The following is a 25,916-nucleotide window of genomic DNA, read 5'->3' as shown; positions in this document are numbered from 1 at the left end:
ACGTCTCCGGGCGCGGCGCGCTACCAGAAGCGCTTGGCGCGGCGGAAGTCGCGCCAGAATTCTTCGAGCGCCGACAGTCGCTCTGCCCGGTCGCGGACCGACCAGCCACCGATCGCGCCGATGGCGCGCTGCACCGCCGGGGACGGGTCTTCCTCGGCGATGCGGTTCAGGCATTGCTGCGTCATCCGCGCCTCGTGCAGACCGTCCAGCGCCGATTGCAGCGCCAGGACGTGGTGCCGGTAGCGCCGGACCCTGGCCGGGCGCGAGGCGAGCGGCTCGAGAAGGCCCGCGATCGCCGCGAGATCGCGCACGTCGTCCCGCAGCCCCTGTTCCGGGCCCTCCGGAAGGCGCCGAAGCGTCTTGCCCCGGTCCTGAAGCCGTCTGTCCTGCCGGGCGATCTCCTGCCTGGTCCGAACGCGCAACCGCGTGGCGAGGCGCTTGGATATCCGTTCGCCTTCGCCGCGCCAGCGCGGCTGCGCGACGAGGAAGGCGAGCCCGAGCAGCAGCCGCTGCGGCAGCGAGCCGTCAAGCAGCGCTCCAACGCGGCGATGACTGTCCCGGCGGGCCGCTTCCGCCGCTTCTCCGAGCGCCGCGACATCGGCCACCCCGGCGAGCGTCTTGCCATGGCGAACCAGTGTCTCGGCAATGATGGCGTCCCAGCGGCGCGCTTCCTCGAAGGCGTCGTGGAGGGAGCGCACGTCGCGCAGCAGATCGTCGAATGTGCCGGCCCCGGAGAGGCGCGCGCAGTGCGTCAGCGTCCTGTGCAGGGCCTGCAGCGCCTCCCGCAAGGGCTGCATCGTCTCCGGCATCGGCCGGTCGAGCGCGGCACGCAGGGTGGCGACGATCTCGGCCTGGCTCTGGGCCAGCAGGATCGGAATCGATTCATCGACGGTCTGGCGCGCAGCCAGTGGAGAGGCGAGGGCGGCCGCGGGACGGGCCTTCTTTCGGTCGGACATGTTCGCCTTTCTCGGCCGCCGGCGAGCGCGCCTGCCGGGGGCGTGGCATCTCTAGACGGTTCCCCGCCTGGCCGAAAGGGGCGTCAGCCGGCGCGCATCGCCGCCCTGGCGATCTCCGTGACGCCGTCGGCGACAAACTGAACGGCAAGGGCCGAAAGCAGCACGCCAAGGAGGCGCGTCAGCACGATGCGGCCGGTCGTTCCGAGCAGTCGGTCGAGCGGGCCGGCGAGCAGGAACACCACCAGGCAAGCGCCGATCATGGCGCCGATGATCACCAGCAGGCCGATCAGGCCGAGGGCGCTCGGGGCCGAGGCAGCGATCAGGATGGTGGCCGAGATCGCGCCGGGGCCGGCAATCAGGGGGATGGCGAGCGGGAAAACGGCGAGGTGTTGGATATCCGCCAGCTCATGCACGCGTTCCTCCTCGATTGCCTTCTGCGCATTGGCCAGCTTGCGCTGGTCGCGGCGCTCGAACACCATTTCGAAGGCGATCCAGAACAGCAGCAGGCCGCCGGCGATGCGGAATGCCGCCAGCGAGATGCCGAGGAAGGTCAGCAGGCCCTCGCCGATCAGGGCAAAGGCGTAGAGGATGATCGTTGCGGTCACCGTGGCGCGGATCGCCGTCTGGCGGCGCTGGCCTCGGCTCATGCCACGCGTCAGCCCGACGAAGATCGGCGCCAGACCGATCGGGTCGATGGTGACGAACAGGGTGATCAGCGCATTGAGAAGATAATCGAACACGTTGCTCCACCCGCCAGGCTGATCCGGTCATAGCAGCGTATGCCGGCTGCTGTCATCCATCCCGGCAAGCCACCCGGTGTCGTTCACCCTTGCCCAGGATTGCATGGGCGGTTGATGAGGCCGCTTCCCCCGGCTCGTGTCGTTTGTGTTCGGGGGAATCGGGTGCAGAAGCCAAGGAACTCGGGCAGGCGGCACCTCACCTGGTTTGTGGCGACGGCCGCCTCGCTTGTCCCGCTGCGGCATCAAAGGGGGTGGCCATCCGGCGATGCGGCGGATGAATTGCCTGGCGGGCCATCAAGGTTGCGCCGGCGGCGGATCCGGACCGGGACGTCGCCCGGGAGGCCCGGTTATCGTCCCCCAGCCGGGTGCCGGAACGGACCTTCCGAAGGATGCCGGACGTGGGAACGCCCGGCCCGTGCGCCGCGTGTCCGGATCGCATGTCCGGATCGCGCCGAAATGCAGGGAATTCCGGCATTCTGGCGGGATTCCTTGAAGCCGCCACACGGGGTCTCTATGATGTCCGCAATCGAAACTGATTCCGGAAAATAACTTGTCCGATACCCACGAGCCGCCACGCCCCGATGAGCCGGGCGATGGCCGCCCATCCGACAACGAAACGATCTCCATCACCGATGAGATGAAGCGGAGCTATCTCGATTACGCGATGAGCGTGATCGTGAGTCGTGCGCTTCCCGATGCGCGCGACGGCCTCAAGCCGGTGCACCGCCGCATTCTCTATTCGATGCACGAGAACGGCTACGACTGGAACAAGTCGTATCGCAAGTCGGCCCGCGTCGTCGGTGACGTGATCGGTAAGTACCATCCGCACGGCGACGCTTCGATCTATTTCGCGCTGGTCCGCATGGCGCAGGATTTCTCCATGCGCGTGATGCTGGCCGATGGCCAGGGCAATTTCGGCTCGGTCGACGGCGATAGCCCGGCCGCCATGCGTTACACCGAAGTTCGCCTGGCCAAGGCTGCGCATGCGCTGCTCGACGACATCGACAAGGATACGGTCGACTACCAGGACAACTACGATAGCTCGGAGCGCGAGCCCGTCGTCCTGCCGGCCCGCTTCCCGAACCTGCTCGTCAACGGCGCCGGCGGCATCGCCGTCGGCATGGCCACCAACATTCCCTCGCACAATCTGGGCGAGGTCATCGACGGCTGCATCGCCTATCTGGAAAATCCGGGCATCAGCATCGAAGAGCTGATGGAAATCATTCCGGGGCCGGACTTCCCCACGGCCGGCCTGATCATTGGCCGGGCGGGCATCCGCTCCGCCTATCACGAAGGCCGCGGTTCGGTTCTGATGCGCGGTCGCGTGACGATCGAGACGGTTCGCAAGGAACGCGAGGCTCTCATCATCCATGAGATCCCGTACCAGGTGAACAAGGCGACGATGATCGAGAAGATCGCCGAACTCGTCCGCGACAAGCGGATCGAGGGCATCTCCGACATCCGCGACGAGTCCGATCGCCTTGGCATGCGCGTCGTCATCGAGCTGAAGCGCGACGCCGTGGCCGATGTGGTGCTGAACCAGGTCTATCGCTATTCGCCGCTGCAGACGTCGTTTGGCGTCAATATGGTGGCGCTGACCGGCGGCAAGCCGCAGCTGATGAACCTGAAGGACCTCATCCAGGCCTTCGTCGCCTTCCGCGAGGAAGTCGTTGCCCGGCGTACCCGCTTCCTGCTCAACAAGGCCCGCGACCGGGCCCACGTCTTGGTCGGCCTCGGCATCGCCGTCGCCAATATCGACGAAGTCATCCATCTGATCCGCACCGCACCCGATCCGTCGACGGCGCGCGAGCGGTTGATGGAACGGCATTGGCCGGCGGCGGATATCGCGCCGCTCGTGGCGCTGATCGACGACCCACGCCACAAGCTGGCCGCCGACAACACCTACCAGCTGTCGGAAACCCAGGCGCGCGCGATCCTCGATCTGCGACTGCAGCGCCTGACGGCTCTGGGACGCGATGAAATCGCCGAGGAGTTGAACAAGCTCGGCGCCGAGATCGCCGACTATCTCGAGATCCTGCGTTCACGGGCCCGCATCGTCGCGATCATCCGCGAAGAGCTGGTCGCGGTGCGCGATGAATTCGCCACCCCGCGCAAGACCGAGATCCTCGACGGCGGCATCGACTTCGAGGATGAAGACCTCATCCAGCGCGAAGACATGGTCGTCACCGTCAGCCATGAGGGCTACATCAAGCGCGTGCCGCTGGTGACCTACCGGGCCCAGCATCGCGGCGGCAAGGGTCGCTCCGGCATGGCGACGAAGGACGAGGATTTCGTCACCCGTCTGTTCGTCACCAACACGCATACGCCCGTCGTGTTCTTCTCGTCGCGCGGCATCGCCTACAAGATGAAGGTCTGGCGCCTGCCTCTGGCCGCGCCGCAGGCGCGCGGAAAGTTCCTGAACAACCTGCTGCCGCTCCAGGAAGGCGAGCGGATCACTTCGATCCTGCTGCTGCCCGAGGATGAGGATCAGTGGGCGACGCTCGACGTGATGTTCGCGACGACGCGCGGCACGGTTCGCCGCAACAAGCTTTCCGACTTCGTCCAGGTGAACCGCAATGGCAAGATTGCCATGAAGTTCGACGAGGAAGGCGACGCGATCGTCGACGTCCAGCTCTGTTCCGAGCATGATGACGTGCTGTTGACCACCGCGAAGGGGCAGTGCATCCGCTTCGCCGTCACCGATGTCCGTGTCTTCAAGGGACGCGACTCGACCGGCGTGCGCGGCATTTCGCTGGCCGAGGGCGACCGCATCATCTCGATGGCGATCCTGCATCACTTCGACGCCAATGGCGACGAGCGGTCGGCCTATCTGAAGATGAGCCGCGCGGTGCGCGGCGAGGTCGAGGATGCGACGGTCATCGAGCACGATGCCGACGAGGTGCCCGGCAACGCGACGTTGCCGCAGGCGCGCTATGCCGAGATGAGCGCCGCGGAGCAGTTCGTGCTGACGATTTCCGAGAACGGCTACGGCAAGCGGACCTCGTCCTTCGAGTACCGGATCACGGGTCGCGGCGGCAAGGGCATCGTCGCCATGGCGGTGAACGAACGGAACGGCGAGCTGATCGCTTCTTTCCCGGTGGAAGATTCCGACCAGATCATGCTGGTCACCGATGCCGGACAGATGATCCGCATGCCGGTTGGCGGCGACAAGCCTGTCCGGATCGTCGGGCGAGGCTCGCAGGGCGTTATCGTCTTCAACACGAGCGACAAGGAAAAGGTCGTTTCCGTCGATCGCCTGACGGATGTCGAGGACGACGAGCCCGAAGCAGAGGCTCCGGCCTCCGATGTTCCGCCGTCGCCGGATGCGCCGCCGGCGCCCGATACGCCGGCCGAAGGCTGAGTACGATCGCCAATACGATGACGCCGGCCTCAGGGGAAAGGCCGGCGTCGTCACGAGGATATAGTCCTGGGGTGTTTTGGGGGTCTTGCAGGAGCGAGGGGAAACCCTCAGTTCGCGTCCGAGATGGGGACGCGGGTAATCACGGAATAACCCTTCTGGCTATCGACCACGGTTATCAGCCGGGCTTCGGTCAGCTCTACGGCGGCAGAAAGGCGATCCCCTTTCTTCGATGCCGGAACATCCCGATCGGAGTAGGCGGCGGCGCTTGCGAAACCAACCGCGATGGTCGCTGCGGCGCACGTTGCGAGAATGATGCTGTGGAACCACGACGTCATGGCTTGCCCTCCGTGTGCTGTTGCGCCGGAACCTGGACGCAATCTGCTCCTTTGCCTATGAACCGCATCACAACTCGCCGTTCATTTGCTATTCATCTGGGGAAGCAATGTGCGTTTGGGAAGTTGGTTCCTTAAGAAGTCTTCTTCTCCTTCGTAAACCTTACGTGAGAATCCGGCATCGGTCCGAGAGCGAGATGTGATCATGGTGTGTACAGGGCTCTATCCCGGCTCGTTCGATCCGCCGACCAACGGCCATGTCGAGATGCTGCGCGCCGCGCTGGCGGTGGTGGATAGGCTGGTCGTCGCCATTGGTATCCACCCCGGCAAGACCCCGCTTTTCTCCTTTGACGAGCGCGTGGCGCTGATCCGCGAACTGGCCGACCAGATCGAGGGCGGGGCCGGGCGCATCGAGGTGACGTCGTTTGACGGGCTCACCATCGACGCCGCGCGCGATTGCGGCGCCTCGGTGATGATCCGTGGGCTTCGCGACGGCACCGATCTGGATTATGAAATGCAGCTCGCGGGGATGAATGGCGCCATGGCGCCGTCGATCCAGACCGTGTTTCTGCCGGCTACGCCCGCGACGCGTCATATTACCGCGACGCTGGTGCGCCAGATTGCGAAGATGGGCGGCGACGCCTCTGCCTTCGTTCCGACGGGTGTCGCCCGAAAGCTGACACAAAAATTCAGTTCCTGACGTCGCCGCAAAAGGCGGTACCGTCCACCGACCGGAGGTCTCAGTGACCCGTTTCCTTGGCCTGTTCGCGGCGATCGCCGCTGCGTTCCTCTTCATTGCCGCGCCTGCCCAGGCAGCGAGCGAGAAGCTCGACCCGCAAAACACGATCTATCTCGACCTGAAGGATGGTCGCGTCGTGATCAAGCTTCGCCCGGACCTGGCGCCGAAGCATGTCGCGCAGATCAAGAAGCTTACCCGCGAAGGCTTCTATGACGGCATCGTCTTTCACCGCGTGATCGACGGCTTCATGGCCCAGACGGGCGACCCGACCGGCACCGGCATGGGCGGCTCGAAGGAGCCCGACATCAAGGCCGAATTCTCCAAGGCGCATTTCGCGCGCGGCACGCTCGGCATGGCGCGCTCGCAGAATCCCGATTCGGCCAATTCGCAGTTCTTCATCATGTTCGCCGATGGCGGCTTCCTCGACGGCCAGTACACGGTCTGGGGCGAGGTCGTCGACGGCATGCAGTTCGTCGACAAGATCGCGAAGGGCGAGCCCCCGGCAAACCCCGACAAGATCGTCAAGATGCAGATCGCCGCCGACGCGAAGTAAGTCGGCTCTCGCTGCGCCGCCTTCCGGCGCGGCCCCTCAGAAGGAGATAACCGTGGCCGAAATCAAGGACCCGGAGAACACCCTCATCCTCGAGACCACCCAGGGCTCGGCGACCATCGCCCTGCGCCCGGACCTCGCGCCGCAGCACGTTGCGCGGATCAAGGAACTGGCTCGCGAAGGCTTTTATGACGGCATCGTCTTCCATCGCGTGATCGACGGCTTCATGGCCCAGACGGGCGACCCGACCGGCACCGGCATGGGCGGTTCGGGCAAGAAGCTGAAGGCCGAATTCTCGCGCGAGCCGCATGTCCGCGGCACCGCCTCGATGGCCCGCTCGCAGGATCCGAATTCCGGCGACAGCCAGTTCTTCCTCTGCTTCGGCGACGCGCGCTTCCTCGACGGCCAGTACACCGTCTGGGGCCAGGTCGTGGAAGGCATGGAGAACATCGACAAGATCAAGCGCGGCGAGCCGGTCCAGAACCCGGATAAGATCGTCTCGATGAAGGTCGCCGCCGACGTGGCGTGATCCCGTCTGGCTTGCGGCCGATCGCCGGCATGACGCCGGCCGATTTGCAATAGCGGGCCTGGCTGATTAGGAGAGGGGCGCCGTGCGAACGGCGCCCCTCTTTGTTTGAGCCCCCATGCGCGTCGACCTTTTCGATTTCGATCTCCCCGAGGAGAATATCGCCCTCCGGCCGGCACGGCCGCGCGATTCCGCGCGCCTGCTCGTCGTCAGACAGGGCGCGGCCCTGGAAGACCACATCGTGCGCGAGCTGCCCGACATGCTGCGCCCGGGCGATGCGCTCGTCTTCAACGACACCAAGGTGATCCCGGCCCAATTGTTCGGCGAGCGCGTCCGCGACGGCGTTTCGGCGCGGATCGCGGTGACGCTGCACATGCGCGAGTCGGCCGACCGCTGGCGAGCCTTTGTCCGCCCGGCCAAGAAGCTGCAGCTCGGCGACCGAATCCAGTTCGGCGAAGGCGCCGATCGCGCCTGCCTGGTCTCCGGCCTTGCCGCGACCGTTGCCGAAAAGGGCGATGCCGGCGAAGTGGTGCTGGCGTTCGATCTGACCGGGCCCGCCCTCGATGAGGCCATCGCCTCGGTCGGCCACATCCCGCTGCCGCCCTATATCGCCTCGAAGCGTGTCGAGGACGGCGAGGACAGGCTCGACTACCAGACGATCTATGCCCGCGAGGAGGGCGCCGTGGCGGCGCCGACCGCCGGCCTGCATTTCACGCCCGACCTGTTCGCCCGCCTCGATGCGCTGAGGGTCGAGCGGCATTTCGTGACGCTGCATGTCGGCGCCGGCACCTTCCTGCCGGTCAAGGCGGACGACACCGCCGAGCACAAGATGCACGCCGAGCGCGGCGAGGTCTCGCAGGCGACGGCGGATGCGCTCAACGCGGTTCGCGCGCGGGGCGGCCGCGTCGTGGCGGTGGGCACGACGTCGCTGCGTCTGCTCGAAAGCGCCGCCGGCGAGGACAAGATCATCCGGCCGTTCAACGGCCCGACCAGCATCTTCATCACGCCGGGCTATCGCTTCCGCGCGATCGACCTGCTGATGACCAATTTCCATCTGCCGCGATCGACGCTGTTCATGCTGGTTTCCGCCTTTGCCGGGCTGGAGACGATGCGGGCGGCCTATGCGCACGCGGTCGCCGGCGGCTATCGCTTCTATTCCTACGGCGATGCGTCGCTGCTTTTCCCGAACGAGACAGAATGACCGAGACCTTCCAGTTCAAACTGCTCGCCAAGGACGGCATGGCGCGTCGTGGCGAGGTTTCCATGCCGCGCGGAACCATTCGCACGCCGGCCTTCATGCCGGTCGGCACGGCCGGCACCGTCAAGGCGATGTATCCGGGCCAGGTGCGCGACCTCGGCGCCGACGTCATCCTCGGCAACACCTACCACCTGATGCTGCGCCCCGGGGCGGAGCGGGTGGCGAAGCTCGGGGGCCTGCACACCTTCGCGCAGTGGCCGCACCCGATCCTGACCGATTCCGGCGGCTTCCAGGTCATGTCGCTCTCCAAGCTGCGCAAGCTGAACGAGAAGGGCGTCACCTTCCAAAGCCACATCGACGGTCGGCGCTACGAACTGACCCCGGAGCGTTCCGTCGAGATTCAGGGCCTGCTCGGCAGCGACATCCAGATGCAGCTCGACGAATGCGTCGGCCTGCCGACGACCGAGAAGGAAATCGAGCGCGCGATGAACCTGTCGCTGCGCTGGGCCGAGCGCTCCAAGGCGGCGTTCGGCGACCAGCCCGGCAAGGCGATCTTCGGCATCGTGCAGGGCGGCGATAATCCGCGCCTGCGCATCGAGAGCGCCACGGCGCTGGCCGCCATGGACTTCAAGGGCTATTCGGTTGGCGGCCTCGCCGTCGGCGAGCCGCAGGACGTCATGCTCGAAATGCTCTCGATCACCACGCCGGTGATGCCCGAGCACAAGCCGCGCTATCTGATGGGCGTCGGCACGCCGGACGACATCCTGGAATCGGTGGCGCGCGGCATCGACATGTTCGACTGCGTGATGCCGACCCGCGCCGGCCGGCACGGCCTGGCCTTCACCCGATTCGGCAAGGTCAATCTGAAGAATGCGCGCCATGCCGACGATCACCGTCCGCTGGACGAGGAATCGGCTTGCCCGGCCAGCCGCGATTATTCGCGCGCCTATCTGCATCACCTGTTCAAGTCCGGCGAGACGCTGGCGGCGATGCTGCTGACCTGGAACAACCTCGCCTACTACCAGAGCCTGATGGCTGGTATTCGCGCCGCGATCGACGAAGGGCGCTTCGAGGATTTCCGCCTGGCGACCAAGGAAGGCTGGGCGCGGGGCGATATCGCCCCGTTGTAGGGCCTCGCCCGCTGCGTCAGCGGGCCCAGCCCGGGAACAGGGCCGTCAGGCTGCCAACCAGCATCTCCATGGCGATCGCCGCCAGGATCATGCCCATCATCCGCTTGGTCACGCTCATGACCGTGGGCGAGACCTTGCGGGCGATGAACGGGCCGCTGAACAGGAGTATGCCGAGCAGCGCGATGATGGCGACGATGCCGCCCAGGAAGCTGATCACCTTGTCGCCCGAACGCGCCTCGTGCGCGAACACGACGAGCGCGGAAATCGTGCCGGGGCCGAGCAGCAGCGGAATGCTGAGCGGATAGAAGGCGACGTTGCTGGCGCTCTTGTAGGTCTTCTGTTCCTGGTCCGACCCGGCATGGCTCGGGCTGTCATCGCCGTTCAGCATGTTGAGCGCGATCAAGAGCACGATCAGGCCGCCCGCGAGGCGGAAATGATTCACGTCGAGACCGAAAAAGGCGAGGATGGTCGTGCCGGCCACGGCCGAGATCAGACAGCCAATGGCCACCGTGACGGTGACGAGGATCGCGGTGCGGCGCTGCTCGCCCAGGGACATGCCGGTCGTCAGCGAGAGAAAGATCGGCAGGGCGGCGATCGGATTCATGATCGCGAACATGGCTGAGAAGGTCTTGATCGCGAAAGTGAAATCCATCGGCCCCTGGTCTCCTGCGCGCACTGGCATCGGTTGTGTCGCATCCTTGCCATCGCGTCGGGATAGTCAAGCGACGGCCGATTTTTCACGGATCCTGTCGGGTGCTCGACACGGAAGTCCGCCGATGGTCCGTTCCGACTGCGCCACCTCTTGCGAATATCGACCGGCGCAGGATGAGGCGCGGAGGCGGTTGCAGCTAGGGCCCGACGGAACGGAGGAGCCTCTCCAATCGGTCGAAGCCGTCCTCCGGCGGCAGGCCGATCCGGATGCGGTCCGGCTGGTCGGCGAAGACCCGCGTCCAGATGCCCGCGCGCGCCAGCGACTCATGCATCGCGACGGCTTGCGGGGTGCGGATCAGGACGAAGAGGTCCGTGCCGCCCTCGACCGCCAGTCCGGCGCCGGCGAGCAGGGCCTCGAGCCGCGCCCGAGCCGCGGCAAGCCGCTGCCGGTTGGCCGACTGCCAGGCCGAATCGCCAAGTGCCTGGCGTCCCAGTGACAGGGCCGGGCCGGAAACGGGCCAATCGCCGACGAGGTCGCGCAGGCGCTCGACGAGAACGTCCTGCCCCAGAACGAAGCCGAGCCGCAGACCGGCCAGGCCATAGAATTTTCCGAACGAGCGCAGCACCACGATCGGCGGCGCGCCCAGATGCGGGATCATGCTAAGCGCGGCTGCGACCTCGCCAAACGCTTCGTCGACAATCAGCAGACCATCGCGCTGGGCCAGTTGCTCGGCGACCCGCAATAGCTCTGCCGGGGCCACGGCGCGGCCATCGGGATTGTTCGGATTGACGAGCGCCACGATGGCTGCCTGCTCGGCCGCCTCGCCGAGCGACGCCGCTGCATGAACGGAGCGCCCCGCGCGTCGCCATGCCTCGGCATGGCCGGAATAGGTTGGCGAGAGAATCGCGACATCGCCGGCCGGCGCGACGAGCGGCAACAGGCGCAGCGCGAGATCCGAGCCGGGCATGGCCGCGATGGTTGCCTTGGCCGGGACGTCATAGGCCTTGCGCGCTACCGCCAGCAGATCGGCGAGGGCGGCTGGATCGGGCAGGCGGTGGAAGTCTGAAGCCGGCAGATCCGCCAACGGGTACGGGTATGGGTTGATGCCTGTCGAGAGATCGAGCCAGTTCTCCAGCGCCACGCCATAGCGCGCGGAAGCGTCGCGAAGGGCGCCGCCGTGACGGGGGGCGAGGGGATGATCCAGCATGGCGGTCTTATCGCCCCGAACGACCCCCGCTGGCAATCCGGCGGCCGAGGGCTGCCGATCATCCGAGGGGTTCGAAGGGATTGTTTTTCGGCGCGGAACTTTTCGGGACTGCGGTCCGTATAGCCATCATGGTCTCGATCCCCCGCCTCGCCCGGCGCCTTCTCGCGCCGATCCGTCTCTCCGCCTCGCACGTCTCGACCGGCAATCCCGGCGGGGGCGCCGCGCTGACCGTCATGGCTTCGCGCCCGAGGCCATGGCTGCGCTGGAGCGTCCTGGGCCTGGCCATCGCCGCGATCGTCTATCTGGGAAATGTCATGTGGTTCTCTCCGGTCGATTTTCTGAACGGCCTCGCTGCCTTCGCCAACAATCGTGCCGCGTCCAACGTTCCCTACGGGCCGGGGCCGCGAAATCAGCTGGATATCTATCGGCCGCGCGGTGGGGCCGAGAGCCTGCCGGTCGCCGTAATGTTCTATGGCGGGACGTGGGAGGAGGGCGATCGGGCAACCTATCGCTTCGTCGGCGCCGCACTCGCCCGTCGCGGCATCGTCACGGTCATTCCCGACTACCGGGTCTATCCGGAAGTCCGCTTTCCGGGCTTCTTGCGCGACGGCGCGGAGGCCGTGCGCTGGACGCGCGACCACGTCGCCGACTATGGCGGCGATCCCACCAAGATCGTTCTGATCGGGCACTCTGCCGGAGCCCATATCGCCGCCATGCTGGCGCTGGATTCTCAATGGCTGGCCGCTGTTGGGCTCGACAGCCGCCGGGACATAAGGGGAATGGTCGGGCTTGCCGGACCCTATGATTTCCTGCCCCTGACCGATCCGAAGCTCAAGGATATTTTCGGGCCCGCCGATCGGCGCGCGCGCACCCAGCCGATCCATTTCGTCGACGGCCAGGCGGCGCCGATCTTCGTCGCGGCGGGAACGCAGGATAGGACGGTGGATCCCGGCAACACGACGCGCCTTGCCCGCAAGATCGAGTCGCGTGGCGGGCAGGTTACGGAGGTGCTCTATCCTGGCGTCGATCACCGCACCCTTATCGGCGCCTTCTCACCCTTGCTTCGCGCTCGGGCGGCGGTTCTGGACGACACGGTGCGCTTCATCGAGTCGGTGACCCGGACCCTTCCGCAATCGCCAGGGAGGAGACCCGAACCAGCCCTGTCGGGTGCGAACGCCGAATGACCCCCGGTGTTCCCACCGTGGCCCGGCACCCCCGAGGGGTGAATGTCACTGGAAGAAGAAGGGTGGAGGCCTCGCCCGGAATCGAACCGGGATGCAAGGATTTGCAGTCCTCTGCGTAACCATTCCGCCACGAGGCCATCTCGTTGATATGCCGCCCGAAATCAGATTTCGGCGGGATATCCGGCAGGCGCATTTCAGGGCAATCGGAAGGACCTGAGCCGCGCAACGGGCGAGGGAGCTGTGCTTCCGCGACCGTCTGGCGGCTTCTACAAGCTCGCGGCGGCGGCGTCTAGTCCGATCGTCAACAATGCCGGCGCAAGGCTGTGGAGGACGGCGCCCGAGCCGCGCGACGGCCGGGCAGGGAAGGCGGGACGGTCCGGAAGACCGCCCCGCCCCGTTGGAAGAGACGTCAGCGGGTGACGGTCTTGCCGGTCGCGACGTCGAGGACGGCGCCGGTCTCGAGATCGACGCGGTAGATCTCGCGCGTGACGTTGCCCGAGAAGGCCAGTTCCACGATCGAGACTGTCTTGAACGTCGCCGGAATGCCTTCCGGCAGGATCTGGTTGAACTGGTCGGCGAGCTCGCCCATCGACTGCTGGATTTCCGGCGAGAAGGTCTTGGTGCTGTAGACGAGGGTGTTGTGCGGATTGTGCGAGCGCAGCTCCTCGCCGTTCTTCACCACGTTGACGCCGCTGACGCCGACGGTCTTGACCAGGTCCTTGCCGGCATCGGACATCTTGGCGAAGACCGGGCCGGTGACGCGCGGCAGGGGGCCGTCGCGCAGCGGCGTCAGGGCGGCGGTCGCGGCGGTGTTGTAGGCCATCATCCGCTCGTAGCCGTCGCCTTCCTTGACCACGCCGAGGTCGAGCCACCAGGGCTGCCCGGCGCCCTTGGCGGCCTCGGTCGTGTAGAACTTCTTCAGCGTGACGGTGAGCGGCTTCGGCGGTGTCGGCAGCGCCTTGAGCATCTTCGCCGGCGTGGCCGGGTCGGCGTTGTGGATATGCACCACCGTGACATGCGGAATGTTGGTGCGGATGGCCTCGGTCTCGAGGCCGAGCGTCAGAAGGCGCTCGGTCAGCATCCCGCCGAGCGAGCGATGCAGCGTCTCGTTGGTCTCGGCCGGCATCGTATAGACGAGCCCGAAGGTGCGCTCGTGCGGGCGGAATGCAGTCGCTTCAAGTGCACTGTTGTCAATCGTCGGTTCCGCGACAGCAGCTTGAATGGTGGAAAGGCTCAGAAGGGCAATTGCGGCGCCATAGAGTGTCTTGCGTACCATCGACTGTATCCTCTTTCAGATTGGGCTGATCGAACGACAACCGCGAATCCCGTGGATCCCGACGCGTCGTTTCACGGGGTCGTATGGACAGCCCATGTAACAGGAAGATGATGCGGTTTGGCTATCCCCTGCGGCGTCGGGGATTGGCGGAGCGCCTGCGGCGCCGCGCCCCTCCGGAATGGCTTGTCACCTTGCCGAACGCCCGGTATTGGAACGTCTATTGCCACAATGACGATAAAGGGTCCCTGATCATGGTCGATTTCGCCAAGGCGCGAACCACGATGGTGGACTGCCAGATTCGTACCGTCGACGTGACCGAGTACGATGTACTCGACGCTTTCGCCGCGGTACCGCGCGAGATCTTCGCGCCCGATCATCTGAAGCCGCTCGCCTATATCGACGAGGATCTGCTCGTGTCGGCTCCCGGCAGCGCGCCGCGCTATGTCATGGAGCCGGGCCCCCTGGCAAAGCTGGTGCAGCTTGCCGCGATCCTGCCGACCGATCGCGTTCTCGACGTCGGCACGGCGACCGGCTATTCCACCGCCATTCTCAGCCATCTCGCCGCCTCGGTGGTCGCGCTCGAATCGGACGAGACCCTCGCCGCGACCGCGCGCGACAATCTGGCCAAGCTTGGCATCACGAATGTCGAAGTCGTCGGCGGGCCGCTGCCGGAAGGCCATGCCGCGCAGGCGCCCTATGACGTGATTCTGCTGGAAGGCGCGGTGGAACTCATTCCTCCGGCGCTGATCGAGCAGCTCGGCGAGGGCGGCCGAATCATCGCCGTGGTCGGCACCAACGGACTGGCGGCAAAAGCCATGATCTACACGCGATCGGGCGGGTCGGTCAGCGGCCTGCCGGCGTTCAACACCTCCGTCCGCGCCTTGCCCGGATTCGCCAGGCCCAAGTCGTTCGTGTTCTGATTCCCCATGAAATGAGCGGGTTGGCGGCCTGTCACCCGCTCTTTCGTTGAGCGGTATCTGTGGCTTTCCCGTCGCACGGCGCGCTTTATCCAACGTTTCGCCCCTCATGCCATTTGACCGTCACGGGGGCTCGCGTACATTAACGATGTATTGTCCGACGGTGGACGTCCGGTAGGGGGGCGTCGCCTCGCAACGCCGAGGTTTCCAACGTGTTTTTTTCCCGGGTCTATCTGGCAACCGTAGCCATGGCTGCGGTTATCGTAGCTGCCCCCTCGGTATATGCCGAAACGCTGACTTCCGCCCTTTCGCAGACGTATAATTCCAACCCCACGCTGAATGCGATGCGCGCTCAACTACGCGCGACCGACGAAAACGTTCCCCAGGCATTGTCGGGCTACCGCCCCGTGCTGACGGGCAGCGCGTTCATCGGGCCGTCCTACACGCGGGGGCGCACGTCGCCGCAGCTTCCCGTCGGGTCGTCGACGACCTGGCCACGTGGCTATGGCCTGACCATCGAACAGCCGATCTTCCGCGGTTTTCGCACGCAGAATTCCGTGAAGCAGGCCGAGTCGGCGGTTCTCGCCGGACGCGAGATCCTGCGCTCGACCGAGCAGGACGTGCTGCTCGATGCGGTGACCGCCTATACCAATGTCATCTACTACAAGGGCATCGTCGCCCTTCGTGATCAGAATATTGCCTTCCTGCGCGAGCAGCAGCGCGCCGCCGCCGACCGCCTGAAGGTGGGCGAGGGCACGCGTACCGATCTGGCGCAGACCGATGCCGCACTGAGCCAGGGCCAGACGGAATATGATGTCGCTATCGCGAATCTGAATTCCGCAATCGCGACCTATGTGCAGATCATCGGCACGACGCCGAAGAGCCTGCAGACGCCGTCCGTCAATTCGCGCCTGCTTCCCAAGTCGGAAAGCGCCACGGTGTCGGCCGGTCAGTCGCGTCATCCGAGCATTCGCGCCGCCAGCTACAATGTCGACACGGCCGCCTTCAACGTGAAGGTGATCGAAGGACAGTTGCTGCCGACCGTGTCGGTTCAGGGCCAGCTTGCCCATAGCGATGATTCCTCGAATACCGGTTCGTGGGGCAATTCGGCCACGATAACGGCCAATCTGAGCGTGCCGATCTATGAAGGCGGCGTGGTCTATTCGCAGACCCGCCAGGCGAAAGAGACGCTCGGCCAGTACCGGATCCAGCTGGATTCGGCGCGTGACCAGGTTCGCGCCGCCGGCGTTTCCGCCTTCGGTCAGCTTCAGGCCGCCCGGGCTTCGATCACCTCCGCCCAGGAACAGATCCGCGCTTCGCAGCTCGCCCTCGAAGGCGTCATCGAAGAGCAGAAGGTCGGCCAGCGCACCACCCTCGACGTGCTGAACCAGCAGCAGTCGCTGCTGCAGGCGCGCGAGACGCTGATTCTGGCGCAGCGCTCCGAGGTCGTTGCCTCCTACACGCTGATGTCGACCGCCGGATCGCTTTCGGCCGAGAACCTGGGTCTCAAGGTTCAGCGCTACGAGCCGAAGCAGCACTACCAGGCGGTTCGCGACAAGTGGATCGGCCTGCGCACGCCGGACGGCCGGTAGTCGAGCCTCCAGTCGGGGAAAAGCGACCGGTCGTGTTCCGGCCGGTCGTGCTTTTCGCTACTCTGGCCCTTGGAATCGCTGGATTCTCAAAGCGATTCGACTGAGTTCCGTGGGTGAGGGGTAGCGATGGCCAAAGTCAGTGCGGCACAAGAGCCTTCGATGGAGGAAATCCTCGCCTCGATCCGCCGGATCATCTCCGAGGACGAACATGGTCTCGCGGCGCCCAAGGCTTCCGAGCTGACGGCGCTCCCGCCGAAGCTGCCCGGCGTCCCTGTATCCGCCGCCGATATCGATGCGCTGTTCAGCGCCCGCGTGGCCGAGTTCGCCGCGCCGCCGGCTGCCCCGGCCCGTACCGAAGCAGTCACGCCCGAACCGGCGCCGATCGCGCCGGCCGCGATGGTCGAGCCGCGCATGCTGCGCCCGGCGGCGCCGGCGCCGGCACCCGAATCGGTGCGCGCCGCCGAGCCGGCTCGAGCCGCGGAACCCTCCCGTGCTCCGGCGCCCGTCCGCGCGGAAGTGGCTGCGCCCGCACCCGTTTCTCCGGCCCGGCCTCTCCGGGACGAACTCCCCGCCGGCGAGCCGCTGCTGTCGCCGGCTGCCGATGCCATCGTTCACTCGGCCTTCGGCAATCTGGCCAGTACGGTCCAGGCCGGCACGTCGCCGACGCTCGAGGATCTGGTCAAGGACATGCTTCGGCCGATGCTGAAGACCTGGCTGGACACCAACCTTCCGCCACTGGTCGAGCGGCTGGTGCGCGACGAGATCGAGCGGGTCTCGCGCGGTCGCTAAGGCTCCGGTATCCGCGGGATGGACGGCGCTTCGTCTTCCTTGTCACGGCGCGCCTCCCGGCTTCCTCTATGCAAGCATTCGGCGCGCGCGGCGGATCCGGCTTTGCGGCTGCGCGGTTGACTCGCCCGCGACCATCCGATTTACACCAGTTCAAATTCCTCATCCGGAAACGGTCATGCTCGATAAGAATTATGACGCGGCCGCGGTCGAGCCGCGCATCTATGAAACTTGGGAAGGCCAAGGCGCCTTCAAGGCAGGCGCTGGCGCGAAGCCCGGCGCCGAGCCTTTCTCTATCGTGATCCCGCCGCCGAACGTCACCGGCTCGCTGCATATGGGCCACGCGCTCAACAACACGCTGCAGGATGTTCTCGTCCGCTTCGAGCGCATGCGCGGCAAGGACGTTCTCTGGCAGGTCGGCCTCGACCATGCCGGCATCGCCACGCAGATGGTGGTCGAGCGGCAGATGGCTGAGCGTCAGGAACCGGGTCGCCGCGAGATCGGCCGCGAGGCGTTCGTCGAGAAAATCTGGAAGTGGAAGGCCGAATCCGGCGGCACGATCATCGGCCAGTTGAAGCGCCTCGGCGCCTCCGCTGATTGGTCGCGCGAGCGTTTCACCATGGACGAGGGCCTGTCCAAGGCCGTGCTCAAGGTGTTTGTCGAGCTCTATCGCGGCGGGCTGATCTACAAGGACAAGCGCCTGGTCAACTGGGACCCGAAGCTGGAGACGGCGATTTCGGATCTCGAGGTCATCCAGGTCGAGACCAAGGGCAAGCTCTATCATTTCCGCTATCCGATCGAGGGCAAGACCTTCGATCCCGACGATGCGTCGACCTTCATCACCGTGGCGACGACCCGGCCGGAAACCATGCTCGGCGACACCGCCGTTGCCGTGCATCCGGATGACGAGCGCTATCAGGCCTTCGTCGCCGCCGGCGCGCATGCCATCCTGCCGCTGGTCGGTCGCCGTATCCCGATCGTCGCCGACGAATATTCCGATCCCGAGAAGGGGTCTGGCGCGGTCAAGATCACGCCGGCGCACGACTTCAACGATTTCGAGGTCGGCCGTCGGCACAACCTGCCGATGATCTCGGTGCTCGATCGCCAGGCCAACGTGGCGATCGCCGGGAATGCCGAGTTCCTCGCGGGCCTCGACAAGACGGCGTCACTTGCCGACACGATCTCTGCCTTCGAGGGCCTGGACCGCTTCACGGTACGCAATTCCGTCGTCGCGATGATGGAAGAGCAGGGTTATCTCGCCGAGATCGAGGAACATGGGCACACCGTGCCGCATGGCGATCGCGGCGGCGTCCCCATCGAGCCGTTCCTGACCGAGCAGTGGTATGTCGATGCGCACACGCTGGCGCAGCCGGCGATCGCCTCGGTGCGCGAGGGCCGCACGGACTTCGTCCCGAAGAACTGGGAAAAGACGTATTTCGAGTGGATGGAGAACATCCAGCCGTGGTGCATCTCGCGCCAGCTCTGGTGGGGACACCAGATCCCGGCCTGGTATGGCCCGGACGGCAAGGTGTTCGTCGCCTATGACGCGGCCGAGGCTTCGGCTCTGGCAGCCGCTCACTATGGTGCGCCGGCCGCGTTGACGCGCGATGAGGACGTGCTCGATACCTGGTTCTCCTCGGCGCTGTGGCCGTTCTCGACGCTCGGCTGGCCCGACGAGACCAACGAACTCGCCCGTTACTATCCGACCAGCGTGCTGATCACCGGCTTCGACATCATCTTCTTCTGGGTCGCCCGGATGATGATGATGGGCCTGCACTTCATGAAGGACGAGAACGGCACCCCGGTCGAACCCTTCAAGGACGTCTACATCCACGCCCTCGTCCGCGACGAGAAGGGCGCCAAGATGTCGAAGTCGAAGGGCAACGTCATCGATCCGATCACGCTGATCGACGAGTATGGCGCCGATGCGCTGCGCTTCACGCTGACCGCCATGGCCGCGCAGGGCCGCGACATCAAGCTCGCGACGTCGCGTGTCGAGGGCTATCGCAACTTCGCGACCAAGCTCTGGAACGCCTCGCGCTTCGCCGAGATGAATGGCGCGACGCGGGTGGCCGGCTTCGACCCGTCGACGGCCAAGGAGCGGTTGAACCGCTGGATCGCGACGGAGACGACGCGCACCGCGCGCGCCGTGACGGAGGCGCTGGAAGCCTATCGCTTCAACGATGCCGCCAACGCGCTCTATCGCTTCGTCTGGAACGCGTTCTGCGACTGGTATCTCGAGCTGGTCAAGCCGGTGCTGAACGGCGAGGACGAGGCCGCCAAGGCTGAAACCCGTGCCACCATCGGCTGGACGCTGGACCGGATCGTCACGCTGCTGCATCCCTTCATGCCCTTCATCACCGAAGAGCTTTGGGAGCGCACGGCCGACGAGGGCAGCCGCCGCGAGGGCCTTCTCGCGCTCAACGCGTGGCCGACGCTCGACTTCGAGGACGAGGCGGCCGCGGCCGAGATCAACTGGCTGGTAGAGCTCATTTCGGCGGTCCGCTCGGTCCGATCCGAGATCAACGTGCCGCCGGGGGCCATGGTGCCGCTGATCATCGTCGGCGCTTCGGCGGAGACGACGGCGCGGCTGGCGACGCATGATGCGCTGATCAAGCGCCTGGCGCGGGCGTCCGAGATCTCGGCGGCCGATGCGCCGCCGAAGGGCGCAGTGCAGACCGTACTCGGCGAGGCGACGATCGCCCTGCCGTTGGCCGGCGTCATCGACCTCGTCGCCGAGCGCGCGCGTCTCGGCAAGGAACTCGACAAGGCCGCCAAGGAGATCGCGAAGATCGAAGCCAAGCTCGGCAACGAGAACTTCGTCTCGCGCGCGCCGGAAGAGGTGATCGAGGAACAGCGTGAGCGTCTGGCCGAAGCGCAGGAACTGACCGCCAAGATCAACGCGGCCCTCGAGCGTCTCAAGGACTGATCCGTCAGGGGCTTCCTGATGCGTTGCAGAGGGCTCGCGACATCGTCGCGGGCCCTTTTTGTTTCGGCGTGGAGACTGGCGTGCCGGCCGGAAGGTTGCGGGCTTGGACTCTTCGGAGGCTTGGCGGGACGTATTTGAACCCGCGACCACGCCCTGCATCTCCCCGACCTCCATCCTCCTGATGAGGTGCTTCGCGTAGCGACGCCTGGAGGGACGCACTCTGGGGATCCGCTCCGGTCTCCCTCCGGGAGGGGTGAAGAGACCCGGACAGAAGCCCAACGAAAACGGCCCGCGACGATGTCGCGGGCCCCATGATTCCAGAAGCTGAGGAAGCGCTTAGCCGTCGTTGCGTTCGCGCTTCTTGAAGCCGGGCTTGCCGCCCGGTTTGAAACCGGGCTTGCCGCCGGGCTTGAAGCCGGCGCGGCGGGTCGGCTTCTTGCCGGGGCCACGGGCACCGGCGCCGCCCACGGGCGCGCCGTCGGCCGGTTCGATGCGGATCTCTTCCTCGCCACCGCGACGCAGCGCCACGGTGAAGCGTTCGGCCGCCTCGGCAACGATCTCGAAGCGCGTGTCGCGCTCGAAGATCTTGATCGCGCCGATCTCGTTCTTGGTGACGTGGCCACGACGGCAGATCAGCGGCAGCAGCCACTTCGGATCCGCGTTCTTCTGGTGGCCGATGCTCATGCGGAACCAGACCATGTCCTGCTGCGGGCGCTCGACGCGGCCGTTCTCGCTGCCGGGACCGCTGGTGGGCCACTGGCCGTCATTGGCGTCGCGCGGGGCGCGGGGCGGGCGCTCGCCACGGGGCGCATCGCGGTCGAAACGATCGCTGCGCTCGCCGCGCGGGCTGTCCTGGCGCCGCGGCCTGGCGTCGCGTGCGCCGCGATCCTGCTGCTGGCCGGGATCGAACAGATCCTCGGGCGAGGGCAGGCGCGAACGGTGCAGGCGGATCAGCGCGGCGGCGATTTCTTCCGGCGTGCGCTTGGTGAGGAGCTCGGTCGCGAGCGCCATGTCTTCTTCGGAGGCCGGCTCGGAGATCATGGCCTTCTCGAGCAGGCGCTCCTGATCCTTGGCGCGTACCTCGTCGGCGGACGGGGCTGCCGTCCAGTAGGCGTCGACGCCGGCGGCGCTGATCAGGCGCAGAGCCTTGGAGCGGTTGGTGTAGGGAACGAGCAGGGCCGAGATGCCCTTGCGGCCGGCGCGGCCGGTACGGCCCGAACGGTGCAGCAGGATGGCCGGGCCGGTCGGCAGGTCGGCATGGACGACGAGGCCGAGATCCGGCAGGTCGAGACCGCGCGCGGCGACGTCGGTGGCGACGCAGACGCGGGCGCGACCGTCGCGCAGCGCCTGCAGCGCATGCATGCGCTCGCCCTGGCTGAGCTCGCCCGACAGCGCCACGACTTCGAAGCCGCGCTCCTGAAGGCTGGCATGCAGGCGGCGCACCGATTCCCGCGTCGAGCAGAAGACGAGCGTCGCCGGCTGGTCGAAATAGCGCAGAACGTTGACGACGGCGTGGTCGATCTCATTCGGCGCAACGCGCAGCGCACGATATTCGATGTCGCCATGCGGCTGGCTCTGGTCGATCGTGTCGATGCGGACGGCGTCGCGCTGATACTGCTTGGCCAGGCGCACGATTTCGCGCGGCAGCGTGGCGGAGAACAGCATCGTGCGGCGCTCTTTCGGCGACGCGTCGAGGATCAGCTCCAGATCTTCCTTGAAGCCGAGGTCGAGCATTTCGTCGGCTTCGTCGAGAACGACGACCTTGAGCTTGGAGATATCGAGGCGGCCGCGCTCCAGATGGTCGCGCAGGCGGCCGGGCGTCCCGACGACGATATGCGCGCCCATTTCCAGCGCGCGGGCTTCGCGGCGGACGTCCATGCCGCCGACGCAGGAGGCGATTCGCGCGCCGGCCGGGCCATAGAGCCAGATCAGCTCGCGCTGGACCTGGAGGGCCAGTTCGCGGGTCGGGGCGATGATGAGGGCGAGCGGCTCGGTGGCGGGGCCGAAACGCTCTTCAGTGCCCAGAAGGGTCGAGGCGAAGGCGAGGCCGTAGGCCACGGTCTTGCCCGAGCCGGTCTGCGCGGAGACGAGGAGATCGTTTTCGCCGACGCTATCCTGGAGGACAGCGGTCTGGACGGGGGTCAGTGTTTCATAGCCCTTTTCCGCGAGGGCGCGTGCGAGGGCTGGATTCTGGACGAGCGATACCATGGTGGGCGAAGGCCTGAAATTGGAGAAGCACTCCGGGTCGCGCGCAAACGGTTCGCGAGCGGTGAGGGATCATGCGGAATGCGAGTTGGCCCTCCCATACCGCGAGTGGGGCCAATAGCCAAGGATTCTCTATCCTGAACGCCATCTGCCGGACGGTCACGCCGTCGCAGCCCGGCCATGCGCGGGCGGGGGGCGAGATGGGAGAGGGCGGGCCAGCGAGCTGGGGAAAAGCCGGATATGACGGTCCGAAGCACTTTTTGACGCCTTTGTCAGCGCCGCGAGCGGGCCGGAAACTCCGCGTTAATCGTCTTGGCCCATCCTTTATCAATCATGTTGCACCGCGTTCAGATTCCCTCATGACCACTCGACAGCGCAAGCATTCCAAGCTTCGGCGGCTCATTCTTCCACTCGGCTCGCTCGCCGTGATGGGGTACTTCGCCTACCATTCCTTCAATGGTGACTACGGTATCTGGTCGCGTGAGCGAATGGAGCGGGAAGCCGTTGTCCTGGAAAAGGAATTGGCGGAACTCAAGGCCAGCCGCCTCTCGCTCATGGCCCGTGCGCAGCTGCTGCGGCCCGAGAGTCTTGATCCCGACATGATCGACGAGAGGGCACGCGCCAAGCTCAATGTCGTGCAGGCGGATGAGCTGGTGATCAGCATTGCTGCATTGCAGCAGACCCCGCAGCATTGAGTTGCCAGCCGGAATTTCGATGAACCGAATTTCAGTTCATTGAGATTTTTATAATCAAGTCATGTAGTTGGCGCATGGCTCCGATGCTTGCGCTGCATCTTGGAATGCCTCTTGGCTTCGGATAACGTCCCGCTCAGTTTGGGACACGCCCCGGAGAACAAGGCATGGCCGTAGCCAAAGCGAAAGTCGGCAGCAAATCTGCGCCGGCCGCCGGACGGAAGACTGCAACGGTAAAATCGGCAAAGCCGACACCCGTTGAAAATTTCTCCAAGGACCAGGAACTCTTCGCCTATCGCGAGATGCTCCTCATCCGCCGCTTCGAGGAAAAGGCCGGCCAGATGTATGGCATGGGCCTCATCGGCGGCTTCTGTCACCTCTATATCGGCCAGGAAGCTGTCGTCGTCGGCATGCAGATGGCGATTCGCACCGGTGAAGACCAGACCATCACCGGCTATCGCGATCACGGCCACATGCTCGTTGCGGGCATGGATTCGAAGGGCGTGATGGCAGAGCTTACCGGCCGGCGCGGCGGATATTCGCACGGCAAGGGCGGCTCGATGCACATGTTCTCGATCGAGAAGCAGTTCTTCGGCGGCAACGGAATCGTCGGCGCCCAGGTGTCGCTCGGCACCGGCCTCGCCTTCGCCAACCGCTACCGCAAGACCGACAATGTCTGCCTGACCTATTTCGGCGACGGCGCGGCCAACCAGGGCCAGGTCTACGAGAGTTTCAACATGGCGCAGCTCTGGAAGCTGCCCGTGGTCTACATCATCGAGAACAACCGCTACGCCATGGGCACGTCCGTGTCGCGCTCCTCCGCGCAGACCGACTTCTCGCGTCGCGGCGTGTCGTTCGACATTCCCGGCGAGAAGGTGGACGGCATGGACGTCCGCGCAGTGAAGGCGGCTGGCGACAAGGCCGTTGCCTGGTGCCGCGCCGGCAAGGGGCCGTACATCCTCGAGATGGAAACCTACCGCTATCGTGGACACTCCATGTCCGACCCGGCCAAGTACCGGTCGAAGGACGAAGTCCAGAAGATGCGCAACGAGCACGATCCGATCGAGCAGGTTCGCGCCCGTCTCCTGCAGCAGGAATGGGCGACCGAGGACGATCTGAAGAAGATCGATGCCGAGGTGCGTGATATCGTGAACAGCGCGGCGGAATTCGCCCAGAACGATCCGGAGCCGGATGCATCCGAGCTCTGGACGGACATTTTGAAGTAAGGCCGGGAGACAGCCATGCCCATCGATATTCTGATGCCGGCCCTCTCGCCGACCATGGAGGAGGGTACGCTCTCCAAGTGGCTCAAGAAGGAAGGCGACACCGTCAAGTCCGGCGACGTGATCGCCGAGATCGAGACCGACAAGGCGACGATGGAAGTCGAAGCCATTGACGAGGGCACGATCGCCAAGCTTCTCGTGCCTGAAGGCACCGAGAACGTGAAGGTCAACACCCCGATCGCCGTGATCGCCGCTGATGGCGAGGACCTGTCCGCCTCCACGGGCGCGCCGGCTGCGCCGAAGGCGGAACCCGCTCCGGCGGCTGCGGAGGCGCCCGCGGCTGAGGCCAAGCCGGCCCCGGCCGCCGCTCCGGTTGCCGCGGCACCGATCGCGATCCAGGTCGCGGCCGATCCGGCGATTCCGGAAGGCACGACCTTCGTCTCGACCACCGTCCGCGAGGCGCTTCGCGACGCAATGGCCGAGGAAATGCGCAGGGATCCCGACGTCTTCGTCATCGGCGAGGAAGTCGCGGAGTATCAGGGCGCCTACAAGATCACCCAGGGCCTGCTGCAGGAATTCAGCGCCGAACGCGTCATCGACACGCCGATCACCGAGCACGGCTTCGCCGGCCTCGCGACCGGCGCGGCGCTGGCCGGCCTGCGTCCCATCGTCGAGTTCATGACCTTCAACTTCGCCATGCAGGCGATCGACCAGATCATCAACTCGGCCGCCAAGACGCTCTACATGTCGGGTGGCCAGCTCGGCGCACCGATCGTCTTCCGCGGCCCGAACGGCGCGGCAGCCCGCGTCGGCGCGCAGCACAGCCAGGATTACTCCTCCTGGTACAGCCATATCCCCGGCCTCAAGGTCGTCGTGCCCTACACGGCTGCCGACGCCAAGGGCCTGCTCAAGGCAGCGATCCGCGATCCCAATCCGGTGATCTTCCTCGAGAACGAGATCCTCTACGGCCACTCCTTCGACGTTCCGCAGCTGGATGACTTCGTCCTGCCGATCGGCAAGGCGCGCATCCACAAGGTCGGCAAGGACGTCACCATCGTCTCGTTCGGCATCGGCATGACCTATGCGACCAAGGCCGTGGCGGAACTGGCCGAGCAGGGCATCGACGCTGAGCTGATCGACCTGCGCACGCTGCGTCCGCTCGACATCGACACGGTCATCGAGTCGGTCAAGAAGACCGGCCGCTGCGTGACGGTGGAAGAGGGCTGGCCGCAGAATTCGATCGGTTCGCACATCGCGTCCGAGCTGATGGAGAAGGCGTTCGATTTCCTCGACGCGCCGGTCCTGAAGGTGACGGGCAAGGACGTTCCGATGCCCTACGCCGCCAACCTCGAAAAGCTCGCTCTGCCGAATGTCAGCGAAGTCGTCGCGGCCGTAAAAGCCGTAACGTATCGGTAGCGCCATGGCCGGACACAAACGCGAGCTTGAAATTCCGCCCGGCGCCCTGGAATCGGATGAGGCCGCGGAGGTGTTCCGCGCCTGGATCGTCGACAAGGGACTCGATGTCAGCTTCCGGACGGCCTTTGACAGCCCGTCCACTTGGGGCATCCTGCTGGTCGACATAGCTCGCCATGTCGCGCGTGGCTTTGCCAGCGACGGCGTCTGCTCGGAAGAGCAGGCGCTGGAGCAGATCAAGGCCATGTTCGACGCCGAGTGGGATCGTCCGACCGATCTGGGCACGACAGACACACGCCAATAGGTGC

The 25,916-nt window shown here is 65.7% G+C and carries 22 protein-coding genes and 1 tRNA gene; 15 read left to right on the top strand and 8 right to left on the bottom strand.

Features of this window, described 5'->3' with window-relative positions:
* Positions 1 to 20: 20 nt before the first annotated feature.
* Positions 21 to 956: a CHAD domain-containing protein gene (locus tag OSH10_RS14120; protein WP_266332459.1), complete on the bottom strand. Its 936-nt coding sequence runs from the start codon at positions 954 to 956 to the stop codon at positions 21 to 23.
* A gap of 83 nt (positions 957 to 1,039) precedes the next feature.
* A complete protein-coding gene (locus OSH10_RS14115; RefSeq protein WP_266332458.1) occupies positions 1,040 to 1,696 on the bottom strand; it encodes a MarC family protein in 657 nt (218 codons plus the stop codon).
* A gap of 550 nt (positions 1,697 to 2,246) precedes the next feature.
* On the opposite strand from OSH10_RS14115, the gene gyrA reads away from it, so the two are divergent.
* Entirely contained in the window at positions 2,247 to 5,057 is a 2,811-nt protein-coding gene (gyrA, locus tag OSH10_RS14110; protein ID WP_407660717.1) for a DNA gyrase subunit A, read from the top strand.
* Between the two features lie 107 nt (positions 5,058 to 5,164).
* On the opposite strand, the gene OSH10_RS14105 is transcribed toward gyrA, so the two are convergent.
* On the bottom strand, positions 5,165 to 5,392 hold the full coding sequence (locus tag OSH10_RS14105) for a hypothetical protein (RefSeq protein ID WP_266332457.1): 228 nt from the start codon (positions 5,390 to 5,392) through the stop codon (positions 5,165 to 5,167).
* Positions 5,393 to 5,597: 205 nt separating this feature from the next.
* On the opposite strand from OSH10_RS14105, the gene coaD reads away from it, so the two are divergent.
* From coaD to tgt, 5 genes are all read left to right on the top strand, one after another.
* A complete protein-coding gene (coaD, locus tag OSH10_RS14100) occupies positions 5,598 to 6,089 on the top strand; it encodes a pantetheine-phosphate adenylyltransferase (RefSeq protein ID WP_266332871.1) in 492 nt (163 codons plus the stop codon).
* A 43-nt stretch (positions 6,090 to 6,132) separates the two neighbouring features.
* Entirely contained in the window at positions 6,133 to 6,681 is a 549-nt protein-coding gene (locus OSH10_RS14095; RefSeq protein WP_407660716.1) for a peptidylprolyl isomerase, read from the top strand.
* A 61-nt stretch (positions 6,682 to 6,742) separates the two neighbouring features.
* Positions 6,743 to 7,207 (top strand): peptidylprolyl isomerase, encoded by a 465-nt coding sequence (locus tag OSH10_RS14090; RefSeq protein ID WP_266332868.1) that lies wholly within the window; start codon positions 6,743 to 6,745, stop codon positions 7,205 to 7,207.
* A 115-nt stretch (positions 7,208 to 7,322) separates the two neighbouring features.
* Entirely contained in the window at positions 7,323 to 8,405 is a 1,083-nt protein-coding gene (gene queA, locus OSH10_RS14085) for a tRNA preQ1(34) S-adenosylmethionine ribosyltransferase-isomerase QueA (protein WP_266332456.1), read from the top strand.
* Entirely contained in the window at positions 8,402 to 9,532 is a 1,131-nt protein-coding gene (tgt, locus tag OSH10_RS14080) for a tRNA guanosine(34) transglycosylase Tgt (protein ID WP_266332455.1), read from the top strand. Before queA ends, tgt begins: the two co-directional genes overlap by 4 nt.
* Before the next feature lie 16 nt (positions 9,533 to 9,548).
* Here the strand turns inward: tgt and OSH10_RS14075 are convergent, their stop codons facing one another.
* Together OSH10_RS14075 and cobD are read right to left on the bottom strand one after the other, a co-directional pair.
* Positions 9,549 to 10,184, bottom strand: coding sequence for a MarC family protein (locus tag OSH10_RS14075; protein ID WP_266332454.1), 636 nt, complete (start codon positions 10,182 to 10,184; stop codon positions 9,549 to 9,551).
* Positions 10,185 to 10,380: 196 nt separating this feature from the next.
* The gene (gene cobD, locus OSH10_RS14070) at positions 10,381 to 11,391 is read right to left on the bottom strand and encodes a threonine-phosphate decarboxylase CobD (protein WP_266332453.1); all 1,011 of its coding nucleotides are present in this window, start codon (positions 11,389 to 11,391) and stop codon (positions 10,381 to 10,383) included.
* A 128-nt stretch (positions 11,392 to 11,519) separates the two neighbouring features.
* Here cobD and OSH10_RS14065 point away from each other — a divergent pair, with 128 nt between their 5' ends.
* Positions 11,520 to 12,575, top strand: a complete 1,056-nt coding sequence (locus tag OSH10_RS14065) for an alpha/beta hydrolase (protein ID WP_266332452.1) — start codon at positions 11,520 to 11,522, stop codon at positions 12,573 to 12,575.
* A gap of 63 nt (positions 12,576 to 12,638) precedes the next feature.
* Here the strand turns inward: OSH10_RS14065 and OSH10_RS14060 are convergent.
* Positions 12,639 to 12,712: transfer RNA gene (locus tag OSH10_RS14060), tRNA-Cys, on the bottom strand.
* Between the two features lie 272 nt (positions 12,713 to 12,984).
* Positions 12,985 to 13,851: a hypothetical protein gene (locus OSH10_RS14055; RefSeq protein WP_266332450.1), complete on the bottom strand. Its 867-nt coding sequence runs from the start codon at positions 13,849 to 13,851 to the stop codon at positions 12,985 to 12,987.
* Positions 13,852 to 14,102: 251 nt separating this feature from the next.
* Here OSH10_RS14055 and OSH10_RS14050 point away from each other — a divergent pair, with 251 nt between their 5' ends.
* The 4 genes from OSH10_RS14050 (at position 14,103) to OSH10_RS14035 (ending at position 20,075) form a co-directional block, all read left to right on the top strand.
* Positions 14,103 to 14,771: a protein-L-isoaspartate O-methyltransferase family protein gene (locus OSH10_RS14050; protein ID WP_266332449.1), complete on the top strand. Its 669-nt coding sequence runs from the start codon at positions 14,103 to 14,105 to the stop codon at positions 14,769 to 14,771.
* A gap of 245 nt (positions 14,772 to 15,016) precedes the next feature.
* Entirely contained in the window at positions 15,017 to 16,360 is a 1,344-nt protein-coding gene (locus OSH10_RS14045) for a TolC family outer membrane protein (RefSeq protein ID WP_266332448.1), read from the top strand.
* 126 nt (positions 16,361 to 16,486) lie between these two features.
* Positions 16,487 to 17,149, top strand: a complete 663-nt coding sequence (locus tag OSH10_RS14040) for a PopZ family protein (protein WP_266332446.1) — start codon at positions 16,487 to 16,489, stop codon at positions 17,147 to 17,149.
* Between the two features lie 175 nt (positions 17,150 to 17,324).
* The gene (locus tag OSH10_RS14035; RefSeq protein WP_266332445.1) at positions 17,325 to 20,075 is read left to right on the top strand and encodes a valine--tRNA ligase; all 2,751 of its coding nucleotides are present in this window, start codon (positions 17,325 to 17,327) and stop codon (positions 20,073 to 20,075) included.
* Positions 20,076 to 20,411: 336 nt separating this feature from the next.
* On the opposite strand, the gene OSH10_RS14030 is transcribed toward OSH10_RS14035, so the two are convergent.
* The gene (locus OSH10_RS14030; RefSeq protein ID WP_266332444.1) at positions 20,412 to 22,283 is read right to left on the bottom strand and encodes a DEAD/DEAH box helicase; all 1,872 of its coding nucleotides are present in this window, start codon (positions 22,281 to 22,283) and stop codon (positions 20,412 to 20,414) included.
* Positions 22,284 to 22,639: 356 nt separating this feature from the next.
* Here OSH10_RS14030 and OSH10_RS14025 point away from each other — a divergent pair, with 356 nt between their 5' ends.
* The 4 genes from OSH10_RS14025 to OSH10_RS14010 all read left to right on the top strand — a co-directional run bounded on the left by OSH10_RS14025 (position 22,640) and on the right by OSH10_RS14010 (position 25,912).
* Positions 22,640 to 22,975, top strand: a complete 336-nt coding sequence (locus OSH10_RS14025) for an FtsB family cell division protein (protein ID WP_266332443.1) — start codon at positions 22,640 to 22,642, stop codon at positions 22,973 to 22,975.
* Between the two features lie 164 nt (positions 22,976 to 23,139).
* Entirely contained in the window at positions 23,140 to 24,198 is a 1,059-nt protein-coding gene (gene pdhA / locus OSH10_RS14020; RefSeq protein ID WP_266332442.1) for a pyruvate dehydrogenase (acetyl-transferring) E1 component subunit alpha, read from the top strand.
* Positions 24,199 to 24,213: 15 nt separating this feature from the next.
* Complete coding sequence (locus OSH10_RS14015; protein WP_266332440.1) at positions 24,214 to 25,611, top strand: pyruvate dehydrogenase complex E1 component subunit beta; 1,398 nt, start codon at positions 24,214 to 24,216, stop codon at positions 25,609 to 25,611.
* 4 nt (positions 25,612 to 25,615) lie between these two features.
* Complete coding sequence (locus OSH10_RS14010) at positions 25,616 to 25,912, top strand: DUF5076 domain-containing protein (protein WP_266332439.1); 297 nt, start codon at positions 25,616 to 25,618, stop codon at positions 25,910 to 25,912.
* Positions 25,913 to 25,916: the final 4 nt, after the last annotated feature.

This window comes from Kaistia defluvii (assembly GCF_026343955.1).
GTDB lineage: Bacteria > Pseudomonadota > Alphaproteobacteria > Rhizobiales > Kaistiaceae > Kaistia > Kaistia defluvii.
Note: the sequence above shows the minus strand (reverse complement) of the source record. Positions and strands in the feature narration are given on the sequence as shown.

What these genes read in the sequence shown, in the direction of transcription:
- OSH10_RS14120 (WP_266332459.1), bottom strand. Translation starts at nt 956, where the DNA reads ATGTCCGACCGAAAGAAGGCCCGTCCCGCGGCCGCCCTCGCCTCTCCA.
- OSH10_RS14105 (WP_266332457.1), bottom strand. Translation starts at nt 5,392, where the DNA reads ATGACGTCGTGGTTCCACAGCATCATTCTCGCAACGTGCGCCGCAGCG.
- queA (WP_266332456.1), top strand. Translation starts at nt 7,323, where the DNA reads ATGCGCGTCGACCTTTTCGATTTCGATCTCCCCGAGGAGAATATCGCC.
- tgt (WP_266332455.1), top strand. Translation starts at nt 8,402, where the DNA reads ATGACCGAGACCTTCCAGTTCAAACTGCTCGCCAAGGACGGCATGGCG.
- OSH10_RS14075 (WP_266332454.1), bottom strand. Translation starts at nt 10,184, where the DNA reads ATGGATTTCACTTTCGCGATCAAGACCTTCTCAGCCATGTTCGCGATC.
- cobD (WP_266332453.1), bottom strand. Translation starts at nt 11,391, where the DNA reads ATGCTGGATCATCCCCTCGCCCCCCGTCACGGCGGCGCCCTTCGCGAC.
- OSH10_RS14065 (WP_266332452.1), top strand. Translation starts at nt 11,520, where the DNA reads ATGGTCTCGATCCCCCGCCTCGCCCGGCGCCTTCTCGCGCCGATCCGT.
- OSH10_RS14055 (WP_266332450.1), bottom strand. Translation starts at nt 13,851, where the DNA reads ATGGTACGCAAGACACTCTATGGCGCCGCAATTGCCCTTCTGAGCCTT.
- OSH10_RS14050 (WP_266332449.1), top strand. Translation starts at nt 14,103, where the DNA reads ATGGTCGATTTCGCCAAGGCGCGAACCACGATGGTGGACTGCCAGATT.
- OSH10_RS14045 (WP_266332448.1), top strand. Translation starts at nt 15,017, where the DNA reads ATGGCTGCGGTTATCGTAGCTGCCCCCTCGGTATATGCCGAAACGCTG.
- OSH10_RS14040 (WP_266332446.1), top strand. Translation starts at nt 16,487, where the DNA reads ATGGCCAAAGTCAGTGCGGCACAAGAGCCTTCGATGGAGGAAATCCTC.
- OSH10_RS14035 (WP_266332445.1), top strand. Translation starts at nt 17,325, where the DNA reads ATGCTCGATAAGAATTATGACGCGGCCGCGGTCGAGCCGCGCATCTAT.
- OSH10_RS14030 (WP_266332444.1), bottom strand. Translation starts at nt 22,283, where the DNA reads ATGGTATCGCTCGTCCAGAATCCAGCCCTCGCACGCGCCCTCGCGGAA.
- OSH10_RS14025 (WP_266332443.1), top strand. Translation starts at nt 22,640, where the DNA reads ATGACCACTCGACAGCGCAAGCATTCCAAGCTTCGGCGGCTCATTCTT.
- pdhA (WP_266332442.1), top strand. Translation starts at nt 23,140, where the DNA reads ATGGCCGTAGCCAAAGCGAAAGTCGGCAGCAAATCTGCGCCGGCCGCC.
- OSH10_RS14015 (WP_266332440.1), top strand. Translation starts at nt 24,214, where the DNA reads ATGCCCATCGATATTCTGATGCCGGCCCTCTCGCCGACCATGGAGGAG.
- OSH10_RS14010 (WP_266332439.1), top strand. Translation starts at nt 25,616, where the DNA reads ATGGCCGGACACAAACGCGAGCTTGAAATTCCGCCCGGCGCCCTGGAA.